This is a genomic window from Collinsella sp. MSK.8.10 (assembly GCF_019041915.1).
Taxonomy (GTDB): Bacteria; Actinomycetota; Coriobacteriia; order Coriobacteriales; family Coriobacteriaceae; genus Collinsella.
Genome location: NZ_JAHPYF010000005.1, coordinates 104919 through 117747, shown reverse-complemented (window position 1 = coordinate 117747; position 12829 = coordinate 104919). Strand labels below are relative to the sequence as shown.

Sequence of the window (12829 nt, the reverse complement as noted above, 5' to 3'; positions counted from 1 at the left end):
TTTTTGTTGGCATTTGGTCAGCTTTTGGTTTGCTTCCGGTACTTACCCGCATGAAAGGTGCCCTCATCATCGGGGCAATGCAGTGTGCGGGAAAGGAGACCCCATGAGTGCCGCAAGCAAAAAGAGCAAGACGCAGCGGCTCAAGGAGCGTTGGGAAAACGGCGAGCTCGACTGCGGGGCGATGACGCCCGAGTTTATCAAGGGACTCAGTCCCCGCGAGCTGGGCATGCTGGGCGAGCTGATCACCATCGACTACTTTAACGAGCGCGGCTACACCTTGCTGGAACAGGGTTATCGTTGCACCGAGGGCGAGGCCGATCTGGTGCTGCTTGATGAGCTCGACGATGTCGTGGTGATGGCCGAGGTCAAGACCAGACGCGTCGCCCTGGATTGCACCACGCGGGTCTTTCCCGAGGAAGCCGTGGACGCCCAAAAGCAACGCCGCTACCGCCGCATCGCAAGTTGCTATCTCATGGAGCATTATCCGCTCAAGGCGATTCGCTTCGATGCCGTGGGTGTCACCATTCGCGGCGGGCATATCGCCGAGATCGAGCATCAGTACAACGCGTTCGATTGGCAGGTGTCGTGATGGCGTTCGAGACGTTTGCCGTTCACGCGGCCTGCATCCGCGGCGTCGAGGCGATTCACGTCACGGTCGAGGTCTCGCTTGCCGGCGGCGTTCCGGGCATTCAGATGCTCGGCATCCCGAGTATGGAGGTGATGGAGTCGCGTGGTCGCATTCGCTGTGCGATGCGCTCCGCCGGGTTCGAGATCCCACGCTCGGGCATTACGGTCAATCTGGCACCTGGCGATATTCGCAAGACCGGTAGCGGCTTTGATCTTCCCATCGCCATCGCGGTATTGGCGGCCGATGGTCAGATTCCCCGCGACAACCTCGATCGTTGTCTTATCGCCGGTGAGCTTGGCTTGGACGGTACGGTGCTTCCCGTCAAGGGCGAGGTGGCGTTTCAGTTATTGGCGCGTGATTTGGGGCTGTCTTTTATCGCCGGCAGATCAGACCAGCATGTGCCACTCGCGGGCGTGGATTGCGGATTCATAGATCATTTGTCTCAGCTTGCCCATGGCATGGGCGATGCCGCGCGGCATTATCTGGATTCCGAGGGTGTGGAGGCTACTTTTGAGCCCGAACTCGACTATGCCGACGTGCTGGGGCAGGAGGTTGCCAAACGCGGCATGGCACTGGCGGCAGCGGGTGAGCTCGGTTTGCTTATGATCGGGTCCCCGGGATCGGGCAAGACGATGCTTGCGCGCCGTATGACCGGCATCCTGCCTGAGCTTTCCGTTGAGGATCAGCAGGAGGCACTGTGCATCCATTCGGTCTTGGGCGAGAACATCGATGGCTTATTGGCAGGTCATCGGCCGTTTCGAAGCCCCCATCACAGTATTTCGACCGCAGGCCTTATCGGCGGCGGGCGCCCGGTGCACCCGGGTGAGATTAGCCTTGCTCATGGCGGCGTGCTCTTTTTGGACGAGCTTGCCGAGTTTCCCACGGGTGTGCTGCAGACGCTGCGTCAGCCCATCGAACGCGGCTATGTGAGGATCGTACGCGTCGACGGGGCCTTTACCTTCCCGTCGCGCTTTCAGCTGCTCGCTGCGAGCAATCCCTGCCCCTGCGGCTTTTTGGGCGACCGCGAGGTGCCGTGCCGCTGCTCGGCATCGATGGTCGAGCGCTATCGGGCAAAGCTGCGCGGTCCTTTGGCCGACCGTATCGACATGATGATCGATGTGACCCGTCCCGATCCCCAGGTGATTATCGAGGGCGCGGAGGGTATGTCGTCGGCCGAGTTACGTGACTACGTTGTGCGCGGTCGCGCTTTTCGCACCTGGCGCGAGTCTCGTATGGACGATGCGGATGCCGAGGCCGAGGATGACGAGACGCGGTCCATTGACGGCGTCGTTTCGACCTTTGAGCTCGATGATGCTGCCGAGAAATGCGTACTCGGTCTGTCCAAACGCACGCATCTCACAGGGCGTGGCATCGTGCGCCTGGTTCGCATTGCGCGCACGATCGCAGATGTCGCCGAGAGCGAGCAAGTGACGCAGGACCACGTGCTCGAGGCGGCGATGTACCAGGGAAGGAGGGACCAATGATGGCCGAGGGGACCTTCGAGCTGCATCCAGGTGACGCGTTGTATCCCGAGACCGTTTTGGAGCTTTCTGATGTACCTCAGACGCTCTATGTGCACGGCAACCCCGAGGCGCTTTCGACGCCCGCGCTCTCCATCATCGGCGCGCGAAAGGCCTCGCCGTATGGTCTTGCCGTGGCAGAGCTTGCGGCAAAGGTGGCGGTCGAGGCGGGAGTGACGGTTGTTTCGGGCGGCGCGGTCGGTTGTGACCAGGCCTCGGGTTGGGCTGCGGTCAACGCCGGCGGCAAACACGTCGTGGTGCTGGGGACGGGCGCCGACGTGGTCTACCCGCGTTCGAGCGCGGGGCTTATTACTCGCACGCTCGATACGGGTGGCGCGGTCGTGTCGATCTCTCCGTGGGGCATGGGTCCGCGCAAGTTTGCCTTTCCGCGCCGGAATCGCGTGATCGCGGCCCTGTCGCAAGCCCTCTTTGTATCCGAGGCGGGTATGCCTTCCGGGACGTTTTCTACAGCCGAGGCTGCTATGGATTTGGGGCGCGAACTTCTTGCCGTGCCGGGGTCGATCCTATCGCCCGAGTCGCGTGGCACGAATTACCTCATTGCGAACGGTGCCTGCTGCATCATCGACGAGGAATCTATCGAGATGGCTATCTCACGTATCTACGGCACCCTGCGCTACTCGCGCCCTGATGCTCCCGGCATTGCCGACCTGGATCCAACACAGCAGACCGTGATGCATGCGCTCATCGCCTCTCCGCTCAAGGTCGACGACATCGCGGCGCTCGTCTCGCTCGATGCCGTCGGCGTACTCAAACTTTTGGGTTCGCTTGAACTCGAGGGCCTTATCGAGCGCATGATGGATGGAAGGTATGCGCCCTCCAAGTTTGCCCTTCACGCCCAGACGCCCTTCGGTCACAATGGAAAACGTGTCAATTAGAAAGGTGTTTGCAGATGCAGTTCGATCAGGTGACGGTTATCGGTGGCGGTCTGGCGGGTTCGGAATGCGCGATCCAGCTGGCAGACCGCGGGTTTGCCGTAAAGCTGTGCGAGATGCGCCCCCAGGTGAGCTCCCCGGCTCACCATACTGATCACCTGGCAGAGCTCGTCTGCTCCAATTCGTTTAAGTCGACCCGTCCAGATTCCGCTGCTGGCCTACTAAAAGCCGAGCTCCAGCGCATGGGTTCAGTCCTGCTCGATTGCGCCCATCGCGCCGCTGTTCCCGCCGGTGGTGCCTTGGCGGTCGACCGCGTCAAGTTTTCCGAGCTTGTCGAGGCCGAGGTTGCCGCCCGTCCCAATATCGAGATCATTCACGGCGAGGTCACGCAGATTCCCGAGGGTCACGTGGTCATTGCCGCCGGCCCCTTGTGCTCGCCGGCGCTGAGCGAAGAGGTCATGAAGCTCGTCGGTGGCGACGCCCTTGCGTTCTTCGATGCCGCGGCGCCGATCGTCGATGCCTCCACGCTCGATATGGACGTGCTGTTCTCGCAGTCGCGCTACGAGGAGCAGGGGAGTGGCGACTATCTCAACGCTCCGCTCAACAAGGAGGAGTACGAGGCCTTTATCGAGGCGCTTACCACGGCCGACCGCGTGGTGCTCAAGGATTTTGAGGGCGGCGATCTGTTCCAGGCCTGCCAGCCTGCCGAGGAGGTTGCACGCACCGGCAAGGACGCCATTCGCTTTGGCGCCATGAAGCCCGTCGGCCTCACCGACCCGCGTACCGGACGTCGCCCCTGGGCGGCGATTCAGCTGCGTGCCGAGAACAAGGAGAAGACCGCTTATAATCTGGTGGGCTTCCAGACCAACCTGACCTTTGGCGAGCAGAAGCGCGTCTTCCATATGGTGCCGGGCCTGGAGAACGCTGAGTTCTTCCGCTACGGTGTCATGCACCGTAATACCTTTGTCGACGCCCCGCACGTCCTCGATGGCACCTTTGCCGTGCCCGGTACCGGCGTGCGCCTGGCCGGTCAGATCACCGGCACCGAGGGGTATATGGAAGCCGTGGCGACCGGTCTGCTCGCGGCGCTCAACACCTATGCCGAGGCTATCGGTGCCGCGGGCGTCGAGTTGCCCCGCGTGGGCGCCCTGGGCGCGCTCGTGGGCTATGCGACCGATCCTGCCACCGTGGGCTACCAGCCCATGCATGTCAACTTTGGCCTGGTGCCGCCGCTCGAGGACGGTAAGCGTCGCAGCAAGCGCGACCGCTACCAGGCCTATGCGGACCGTGCGCTTGAGGCCCTTGATGCCTATCTGGCCACTCGCCCCGATCTGTTTGGAGGCGACCGGTCATAGCCTGTGACCTGTACGACACCGTCGACTCGTTTATCGCCTACATCGCACGTGTCGAGGGTCTTTCTCCCAACACGGTGACGGCCTATGGCTCGCGGTTGGAGCGCTTTGCTGCCTGGTGCGAGCGCGAGGATATCGATGCTTTCGCTGCCGACGTGCGCACCATTCGTCGCTATCTTGCCGAGCTTTCGCGTGAGCAGGTGGCTCCTCGAACGCTTGCGGCGCACCTGTCGGCTATCCGATCTCTCTATCGCTGGATGGCTGCCGAGGGGATTGTCGAGGGCGATGTGGCCTCGGCGATCGCATCGCCCAAGCTGCCGCGTGACCTGCCGGGCGTCCTTACGACCCAGCAGGTCGAGGCACTGCTCAAGACGCCTGATACCTCGACGCCCGCGGGACTGCGCGATGCGGCGATGCTCGAGTTGCTCTATGCCTCGGGTGCCCGTATCTCAGAGCTTGCGGCGCTCAATGTGGAATCCATCTCATGGTCCGAGCGCACGCTGCGGCTATGGGGCAAGGGGAGCAAGGAACGCATTGTTCCTCTGTATCGTCGCGCACTCGAGGCGACGCGTCTCTATATTGAGGAGGGGAGGCCGGAGTTGCTCGCTCAGGCAAAGCGCCGTGACCTCGCTACCGGGCCGCATCCGCTGCTTATATCGGCGCGCGGCAATCGCATGAGCGCCGCCATACTCAGGCGGCGGTTCCATACGCTGGCGACGCTCGCCGGCATTCCGGCCGACATCGCGCCGCATGCGATGCGCCATACCTTTGCGACCGACTTGCTCGAGGGCGGTGCGGACCTACGCTCGGTTCAAGAGCTGCTGGGTCATGCGAGCCTGTCCACGACGCAGATCTACACGCATCTCACACCCGATCGGCTTAAGCGAGCTGTGGCTCAAGCCCATCCCCGCGGCGAATAGTGGCTGGGACGTCCCGCGCCGCACTCAGGTGTGTGGTTTTGATTGCGGGTTGGCAGGAAGAAGCATTCCTGCTATCATTCATCGGGTTGCTTCACGGCAACATGTTTTTATCACGCACGCGCGGCTACTTCATACCGTGGTGCCCGGGCTTTGGTAGCACATGTCCGGGTTGGTTTTGGAGGATGACCCCGCGCGGAGGCAAACCACAGGAGGTTTAACATGGCTACCAAGATTAATATCCGCACCCTGCTCGAGGCCGGCTGCCACTTCGGTCACCAGACCCGTCGCTGGAACCCCAAGATGAAGCCGTTCATCTTCGGTGAGCGCAACGGCATCTACATCCTCGACCTCAAGCAGACCATCCTCGACGCCGACCAGGCTTACACCTTCGTCAAGAACGTCGCCAAGGGCGGCAACGTGCTGTTCGTCGGCACCAAGAAGCAGGCTCAGGAGGCCGTCAAGAACGCTGCTGAGCGCGCCAACATGCCTTACATCAACCAGCGTTGGCTCGGCGGTATGCTGACCAACTTCGTTACCATCCGCTCCCGCATCAACCGCATGGAGGAGCTCGAGGCCATGGTCGAGGACGGCCGCATGGCTGTTCTGCCCAAGAAGGAGCAGGCCGTGCTCGGCAAGGAGCTTACCAAGCTCCAGACCAACCTCGGTGGCGCCCGCGACATGAAGGGTCTGCCCCAGGCTCTCTTCGTCATCGACACCAAGCGCGAGGAGAACGCCATCAAGGAGGCTCAGCGCCTGAACATCCCCGTCGTCGCCCTGATCGACACCAACTCCGATCCCGACGAGGTCGAGTACGGCATCCCCTGCAACGATGACGCTATCTCCGCTGTAACCCTTATGTGCGAGCTCATGGCTGACGCCTGCCTCGCTGGCTCCGGCAAGGAGCAGGTCTCCGAGGCCGAGATGGCCGCTGAGCCCAAGGCCGAGTAAATCAGTCTTAGTTAATTCTTTTTCATCTCTTTGAAAGGAACCACAATGGCCCAGATTACCGCCGCTATGGTCAAGCAGCTCCGCGAGATGACCGACTCCCCGATGATGGAGTGCAAGAAGGCTCTCGTCGAGGCTGACGGCGACATGGACGCCGCTGTCGACGTTCTGCGTAAGAACGGCCTTGCCAAGGCTGCCAAGAAGGCTGGCCGTGAGACCAACGAGGGCGCTGTTGCCGCGTTCGTCTCCGAGGATGGCAAGACCGGCGCTCTGCTCGAGCTCTCCTGCGAGACCGACTTCGTTGGCTCCAACGCCAAGTTCACCGGCTTTGCTTCCAAGGTCGCTGAGGTTGTCGCTACCACCGAGCCTGCTGACGTCGACGCTCTGCTCGAGAAGCCGATGGGCGAGGAGACTGTTTCCTCCGAGCTCACCGAGATGATTCACATCATGGGCGAGAACATGAAGATTTCCCGCTTCGCTGCCCGCAAGGCTGAGAACGGCGCGCTCGCTTCTTACATCCACATGGGTGGTAAGATCGGCGTCCTCGTCGAGTTCGCCTTCGAGAAGGCTGAGACCGCTCAGGCTGAATCCTTCAAGACCTTCGCTCACGACGTTGCCCTTCAGGTTGCCGCCGTCGCCCCGATCTGCGCTACCCGCGATCAGGTTCCGGCCGAGACCGTCGAGCACGAGAAGCAGATCTACATGGCCCAGGCTGCCGAGTCCGGCAAGCCCGAGGCTATCCAGGAGAAGATGGCTGTCGGCCGTCTGGAGAAGTTCTACAAGCAGTCCGTGCTCACCGAGCAGGAGTTCATCAAGGACAGCTCCCTCACCATCAAGAAGTACGCTGAGCAGGTCTCCAAGGAGCTCGGCGACACCATTACCGTCGTTGCCTTTGACCGTCTGGTCCGTGGCGAGTAAATAAGCTCTTGTAGCTGGTAATGAGCAGGCTGTGGGTTTTACTCACAGCCTGCTTTTTCATGGCTCTTCTTAGAGCCTTTGATAGAATGTTGAGAGTTCAATCTAAAGGAGGATCGCTTTGTCCGACATCCGATATAAACGCGTGCTTCTTAAGCTTTCCGGCGAAGCGCTGATGGGCGACGGCCAATATGGCATCGACCCCAAGGTTACCGACCATCTTGCTAAGCAGGTCAAGGAGCTGCTCGCCGTTGGCCATGAGGTCGGCGTCGTTGTCGGCGGCGGCAATATTTTCCGCGGCATGGCAGGCGCTGCCGGTGGCATGGAGCGTGCTCAGGCCGACTACATGGGCATGCTGGCAACCGTTATGAACGCGCTCGCCCTGCAGGATGCCTTCGAGCATAACGATGTTCCCTGCCGCGTGATGAGCGCTATCCAGATGAACGAGATCTGCGAGCCCTATATTCGCCGTCGCGCCATCAACCACCTTTCCAAGGGCAACGTCGTTATTTTTGCCGCCGGTTCGGGCAATCCGTACTTTACGACCGACACCGCCGCGGCTCTTCGTGCGTGTGAGATCGGCGCCGAGATTCTGATTAAAGCCACCAAGGTTGACGGCATCTACGATAAGGATCCCGTCAAGTGCGCTGATGCCGTCCGTTTTGACAAGATTACCTATCACGAGGTTCTCGTCCGCGGTCTGCAGGTTATGGATTCCACGGCTACGGCACTGTGCCAGGACAACCGTATGCCGATTTTGGTCCTCAACATCGATGGCGAGGACACCGTCAAGCGCGCGCTTTCGGGTGAGCCCGTCGGCACGCTCGTCTATCAGGAGGATTAAGCATGGCAGAGAACATCACCGCCCATATGGACAAGTCGCTCGAGTCCCTCAAGCATAACTTCTCCAAGGTCCGTACCGGCCGCGCCAATGCCAACATTCTGTCCGACATCACCGTCGATTATTACGGTGTTCCCACGCCGGTCACGCAGGTTGCCGCCGTCAAGACCCCCGAGGCCCACATGCTGCTCATCGAGCCGTGGGACAAGGCACTCATCAATGCTATCGTCAAGGCCATCGGCGCTTCCGATCTGGGTATTACCCCCAACTCCGATGGCACCGTCGTTCGTCTTCCGTTCCCGGCTCCCACTGAGGAGCGCCGTCGCGAGCTCGTCAAGGAGTGCCGCGAGTACGCCGAGCAGGCCAAGGTGTCTATCCGTAACATCCGTCGCGACTTCAACAACAAGCTCGAGCGCGATGAGGAGCTCACCGAGGACGATGTCCGTCGCGAGCAGGCCAAGGTCCAGAAGCACACTGATGAGTATGTCGCCAAGGTCGAGGAGCTTCTGAAGGAAAAAGAAGCCGAGGTCATGGAGATCTAAGGTGCAATACGACGAGCATAAACTGGTCGAGTACTTTGCCGACGCCCCTGCGGGCGTCGGTTTTTCCGACCTTGACCTCAATAACATTCCGCACCATATCTCGTGCATCATGGACGGCAACGGTCGTTGGGCCACGTCGCGCGGTCTTGCACGCACTGAGGGCCACAAGGCGGGTATCGTCTCGCTGCGCGAGATCATTACCGCCTGCGTGCGCCTGGGCGTCGACGTGCTTTCTGCCTATGCGTTTTCTACCGAAAACTGGAACCGCCCGCAGCATGAGGTCAACGTCTTGATGCACTTGTTTGCCAAGACGTTCATCGACGAGTTGCCGCTTCTGAAGCGCGAAAACGTGCGCGTTGTCTTTTTGGGTGATATTTCCGCGCTGCCCAAGAAGACCCGCGACGTTTTTGAACGCGGTCTTGCCGAGTGCGCCGATCACACCGGTATGACGCTGGCGCTTGCCGTCAACTACGGCGCGCGTGCCGAGATTACCCGCGCTGTCCGTCAGATCGCGCTCGACGTTGCCGCCGGTAAGATTGATCCTGCCGCAATTGATGACGACATGGTGGCTTCCCACCTCTATACCGCCGGCCTTCCCGATCCTGAGCTTGTGATTCGCACCTCTGGTGAGCTGCGCCTTTCGAACTATCTGCTGTGGCAGGTGGCTTATTCCGAGTTCTATGTCACCGATACCTATTGGCCCGACTTTGATCGTTGGGGCCTTGTCGACGCCATTTTGGCCTATCAGGGCCGTGACCGTAGGTTTGGTGGACTGAGCAAGACCGAGGAGGCTTAATCGTGTCCGATCGTCCCAAGGCATCTGCTCCCAAGACGCCTGCGCGCAAAGCTACCGCTGCGGGAGCGCCTACAGCGAAGAGCGGCACCGGTTCGTGGCTGGCGGGCTTTATTACCCGTGCCGCCGCGGGTATCGTCTACGCTGTTGTCTTTATCCTGTGTCTGGTTTTGGGTATCGTGCCCACTGCCATCTTTGTTTCTGTCATGAGCGGCCTGTGCTGCTATGAGTTTTTCCGTATGACGAGGCTCGATGGCAAGATGGCTAACGAGCGCATGGGTATCGCTGCCGCCGTACTCTTTCCGCTGTCGGCGTTGGGCGATTCGATGTTGCTGAATGCCCTGCTTTTTGCCCTGATGCTCGCTGTGGGCATTTGGTATGTTTGGTCGCCGCGTACCCGCATCTCTGATGTGGCCGTGACGCTCATGGGTCCCATCTACACTGGCTTTATGCTGTCGGCTATCGTGCTGCTGCGCGATGCCGTGCCCGGTTTTGCCGGCGCCCTGCTTTCGGTGGGCGTTTGCGCGTCCCTTTGGGTCTCCGATTCGTTTGCCTACATCGTGGGTAGCCGTATCGGCAAGCACAAGATGGTTCCCAAGATCTCTCCCAAAAAGAGCTGGGAGGGGTTTGTCGGCGGCATCCTGGGCTCGGTTTTGATTTGGCTCATCCTGTGGGCGACGCACTTCTACAAGCTCAGCCTGCCCTATGCGCTGCTGTGCGGCTTGGTCGTGTCCGTCCTGGGCGTTATCGGAGACCTCATCGAGTCGCGCATCAAGCGCGGTGTGGGCGTTAAGGATTCCGGTAACCTTATCCCGGGCCACGGCGGCATGCTCGATCGTAGCGATTCGCTTATCTTTGGCTGCATTACCGCGCAGCTGCTTTTGATGATCGGAGGCGTGCTGTAATGTCCTTCCAGACGACGTATGGCCCCGATGGACGTCTCCGTGTTGCCATCCTGGGTTGTACGGGCTCTATCGGCACCCAGGCGCTCGATGTGTGCCGCCAGCATGCCGATCGCCTGCAGGTGACGGCGCTGTCCGTTAACTCCAGTACCTCCGAGCTCGTTGCCGCTGCCCGCGAGTTCTCGGTTCCGGCGGTTGCCGTGGCCGATGTCGCTCATGGCGATGACGCCGTGCTGCAGGAGTTGTCCGAGGGAACGAAGCTCGGCGTTGGCGCGCAGGCGGTTTGCGAGCTCGCGCGTCGCGACGATGTCGACTGCGTGCTCGTCGCTATTGTGGGCGCCGCCGGTCTCGAGGCGAGCCATGCGGCCTTGACCTCGAATAAGCGTCTTGCCCTTGCCAACAAGGAGTCCCTCGTCGTCGGCGGCGACTTGCTTATGCCGTTGGCGCAACCGGGCCAGCTTATTCCAGTCGACTCTGAGCACTCCGCCATCTACCAGTGCTATCTGGGGGAGGACCCGCGCGAGGCTCATTGTATTTGGCTCACCTGCTCGGGCGGTCCGTTCTTTGGCCGCACGCGCGACGAGCTCAATCGCGTGACGCGTGCCGATGCCCTCGCACATCCCACGTGGGCCATGGGCGCCAAGATCACCATCGACTCCGCCACCCTCATGAACAAGGGCCTGGAGCGCATTGAGGCCATGCATCTGTTTAACTGCGACCTCGATTTCATTAACGTGGTCGTGCAGCGTCAGTCCAAGATTCACTCTATGGTCGAGTTTGCCGACGGCTCCGTGATGGCGCATCTCGGTGCTTCCGACATGCGTATTCCCATCCAGTTCGCGTTCTCGTATCCCGAGCGTTGGGATACCCCGGCGCCTCGTATCGATTTCCGCGAGCTGGGGCAGCTCACGTTTGATGCTGCCGACATGGATACCTTCCGCTGTCTGGCACTGGCCGAACGTGCCGGCAAGACGGGTGGCACCATGCCGTGCGTGCTCAATGCCGCCAACGAGGTCGCCGTCGATGCCTTCCTGCACGATGGCTGCAGCTTTACCGATATCGATCGCATTGTGGAATCCTGCATGGATGCCCACGATATGCAGGCGGTCGATTCGTTTGAGCAGCTTCGCGACATCGATGCGTGGGCGCGTGAAAAGGCTGCGCAGGTGCTCGCCGCAACCCGTTCCTAACCCATAAGGATTGCTTTTTCGTTTTATGGATACTGTTCTGAGCGTTCTCTCATCGGTCTTTTGGGGCCTGCTGATGCTTTCCGTCCTCGTGTTTTTGCACGAGGGCGGCCACTTTTTGGCGGCGCGTGCCTGCGGCGTCCGTGTGACCGAGTTCTTTTTGGGCCTGCCGTGCCGCTTTGACATACATTACACGTCGCGTCGCATTGGAACCAAGTTTGGCGTGACCCCGCTGCTGCTGGGTGGCTACGCTGCCATCTGCGGTATGGATCCGACCGACGTCTCGTGTGCCGATCGCGTGCTCGCGGCTATCTATCGTCATGGTCGCGTGACCGTGGCCGACCTTGCTGTCGAGCTCGAGCTATCCGAGGAGGTTGTGCTCGAGGCATGCGCCTTGCTCTTGGGTTGGGGCTCTATCGCGCCTTGGTATGAGGAAGGGGAGAAGCCCTCGCCGAGCTACTATCCCACCAAGTATCAGACGCTGCCACGAGATGCGGCGGGTTACACCACCTTTGACGGCCGCCGTTTCGATCGAGAGCATGCGACTACCGAGGGCGATGTGTGGGAGCTGCCGTGCGGCGAAGCCGAGTTCCTTGCGCAAGAGCGTTCGCATACCTATCTGGGCCAGGGTTTTCTCAAGCGCGCCTTTATGCTGCTCGCGGGCATTCTCGTCAATATCCTGACGGGCTTTTTGCTGCTTATGAGCATCTACTCTATTGCGGGTGTCACCGTGCCGATGGATACCAACGTGATCGGTCAGGTTGACGAGGGTTCTATTGCCGCCAAGGCGGGTATCGAGGGCGGCGACGCGATCCTTTCGGTTGACGGAGTATCGTGCTCTACCTGGATGGACGTTTACGATGCCATCGGCAAGGCCGCCGGTAAGGACGATATCGCCATCGAGTACGAGCGTGACGGCAAGCAGCATTCGACCACGGTTGCACTCAAGGAGGAGGAGCGCCTAGGTGTGTATGCCTCTACGCAGGTGGTCCGTTTAGACCCCATCACGTCGGCTCGCCTGTCTTTCTCCTATGTCGTGCAGACAGCGGAGGGCGTGATGCGCCTGCTCCAGCCGCAGCATACGATGGAGATTCTCGATCAGTCTTCTTCGATCGTGGGTATTAGCGTTATGTCCTCACAGGCTGCTGCTGCCGGCCCTGCCACGTTCCTTTCGTTTGCCGCTCTCATTTCGTTCTCGCTTGGCTTTATGAACCTGCTGCCCATCCCACCACTCGATGGCGGCAAGCTGGTCATCGAGATCATTCAAAAGATTGCGGGCCGCGAGCTACCTCTCAAGGTCCAGACGATTGTGAGCTATGTGGGCATCGCGCTCTTTGCGCTGCTGTTTGTCTATATGCTTCGTTCCGACATCCTTCGATTTATTCTGTAGG

General features: G+C 60.5%; 13 protein-coding genes. All 13 read left to right on the top strand.

Features of this window, described 5'->3' with window-relative positions; all coding sequences use genetic code 11:
* Positions 1 to 103 precede the first annotated feature (103 nt).
* The 13 genes from KTF55_RS06865 to KTF55_RS06805 all read left to right on the top strand — a co-directional run bounded on the left by KTF55_RS06865 (position 104) and on the right by KTF55_RS06805 (position 12828).
* Positions 104 to 589: a YraN family protein gene (locus KTF55_RS06865; protein ID WP_217108153.1), complete on the top strand. Its 486-nt coding sequence runs from the start codon at positions 104 to 106 to the stop codon at positions 587 to 589.
* Positions 589 to 2112 (top strand): YifB family Mg chelatase-like AAA ATPase, encoded by a 1524-nt coding sequence (locus KTF55_RS06860; protein WP_217108152.1) that lies wholly within the window; start codon positions 589 to 591, stop codon positions 2110 to 2112. The genes KTF55_RS06865 and KTF55_RS06860 overlap by 1 nt, the downstream gene beginning before the upstream one ends.
* Positions 2112 to 3044, top strand: coding sequence for a DNA-processing protein DprA (locus KTF55_RS06855; protein ID WP_217108151.1), 933 nt, complete (start codon positions 2112 to 2114; stop codon positions 3042 to 3044). Before KTF55_RS06860 ends, KTF55_RS06855 begins: the two co-directional genes overlap by 1 nt.
* A 14-nt stretch (positions 3045 to 3058) precedes the next feature.
* Positions 3059 to 4396, top strand: a complete 1338-nt coding sequence (trmFO, locus tag KTF55_RS06850; protein ID WP_217108150.1) for a methylenetetrahydrofolate--tRNA-(uracil(54)-C(5))-methyltransferase (FADH(2)-oxidizing) TrmFO — start codon at positions 3059 to 3061, stop codon at positions 4394 to 4396.
* Positions 4393 to 5313: a tyrosine recombinase XerC gene (locus tag KTF55_RS06845; protein ID WP_217108181.1), complete on the top strand. Its 921-nt coding sequence runs from the start codon at positions 4393 to 4395 to the stop codon at positions 5311 to 5313. Before trmFO ends, KTF55_RS06845 begins: the two co-directional genes overlap by 4 nt.
* Positions 5314 to 5532: 219 nt before the next feature.
* Entirely contained in the window at positions 5533 to 6261 is a 729-nt protein-coding gene (gene rpsB, locus KTF55_RS06840) for a 30S ribosomal protein S2 (protein ID WP_006236109.1), read from the top strand.
* A 45-nt stretch (positions 6262 to 6306) separates the two neighbouring features.
* The gene (tsf, locus tag KTF55_RS06835) at positions 6307 to 7176 is read left to right on the top strand and encodes a translation elongation factor Ts (protein ID WP_022094736.1); all 870 of its coding nucleotides are present in this window, start codon (positions 6307 to 6309) and stop codon (positions 7174 to 7176) included.
* A gap of 118 nt (positions 7177 to 7294) precedes the next feature.
* Positions 7295 to 8017 (top strand): UMP kinase, encoded by a 723-nt coding sequence (pyrH, locus tag KTF55_RS06830; protein WP_035138557.1) that lies wholly within the window; start codon positions 7295 to 7297, stop codon positions 8015 to 8017.
* Positions 8018 to 8019: 2 nt separating this feature from the next.
* Positions 8020 to 8556 carry a ribosome recycling factor gene (gene frr / locus KTF55_RS06825; protein ID WP_006236112.1) on the top strand — a complete coding sequence of 179 codons (537 nt, stop codon included), beginning with the start codon at positions 8020 to 8022 and terminating at the stop codon, positions 8554 to 8556.
* 1 nt (position 8557) lies between these two features.
* Positions 8558 to 9352, top strand: coding sequence for an isoprenyl transferase (locus KTF55_RS06820; protein WP_055285137.1), 795 nt, complete (start codon positions 8558 to 8560; stop codon positions 9350 to 9352).
* A gap of 2 nt (positions 9353 to 9354) precedes the next feature.
* Entirely contained in the window at positions 9355 to 10254 is a 900-nt protein-coding gene (locus tag KTF55_RS06815) for a phosphatidate cytidylyltransferase (RefSeq protein WP_226790619.1), read from the top strand.
* Positions 10254 to 11441 (top strand): 1-deoxy-D-xylulose-5-phosphate reductoisomerase, encoded by a 1188-nt coding sequence (gene dxr, locus KTF55_RS06810; RefSeq protein ID WP_217108149.1) that lies wholly within the window; start codon positions 10254 to 10256, stop codon positions 11439 to 11441. The genes KTF55_RS06815 and dxr overlap by 1 nt, the downstream gene beginning before the upstream one ends.
* Before the next feature lie 25 nt (positions 11442 to 11466).
* Positions 11467 to 12828, top strand: coding sequence for an RIP metalloprotease (locus KTF55_RS06805; protein WP_217108148.1), 1362 nt, complete (start codon positions 11467 to 11469; stop codon positions 12826 to 12828).
* Position 12829 lies beyond the last annotated feature (1 nt).

Excerpts from the sequence above, each read along its gene's own strand:
- KTF55_RS06860 (WP_217108152.1), top strand. The coding sequence starts at position 589 with ATGGCGTTCGAGACGTTTGCCGTTCACGCGGCCTGCATCCGCGGCGTC.
- frr (WP_006236112.1), top strand. The coding sequence starts at position 8,020 with ATGGCAGAGAACATCACCGCCCATATGGACAAGTCGCTCGAGTCCCTC.
- dxr (WP_217108149.1), top strand. The coding sequence starts at position 10,254 with ATGTCCTTCCAGACGACGTATGGCCCCGATGGACGTCTCCGTGTTGCC.
- KTF55_RS06855 (WP_217108151.1), top strand. The coding sequence starts at position 2,112 with ATGGCCGAGGGGACCTTCGAGCTGCATCCAGGTGACGCGTTGTATCCC.
- KTF55_RS06865 (WP_217108153.1), top strand. The coding sequence starts at position 104 with ATGAGTGCCGCAAGCAAAAAGAGCAAGACGCAGCGGCTCAAGGAGCGT.
- rpsB (WP_006236109.1), top strand. The coding sequence starts at position 5,533 with ATGGCTACCAAGATTAATATCCGCACCCTGCTCGAGGCCGGCTGCCAC.
- trmFO (WP_217108150.1), top strand. The coding sequence starts at position 3,059 with ATGCAGTTCGATCAGGTGACGGTTATCGGTGGCGGTCTGGCGGGTTCG.
- KTF55_RS06805 (WP_217108148.1), top strand. The coding sequence starts at position 11,467 with ATGGATACTGTTCTGAGCGTTCTCTCATCGGTCTTTTGGGGCCTGCTG.
- tsf (WP_022094736.1), top strand. The coding sequence starts at position 6,307 with ATGGCCCAGATTACCGCCGCTATGGTCAAGCAGCTCCGCGAGATGACC.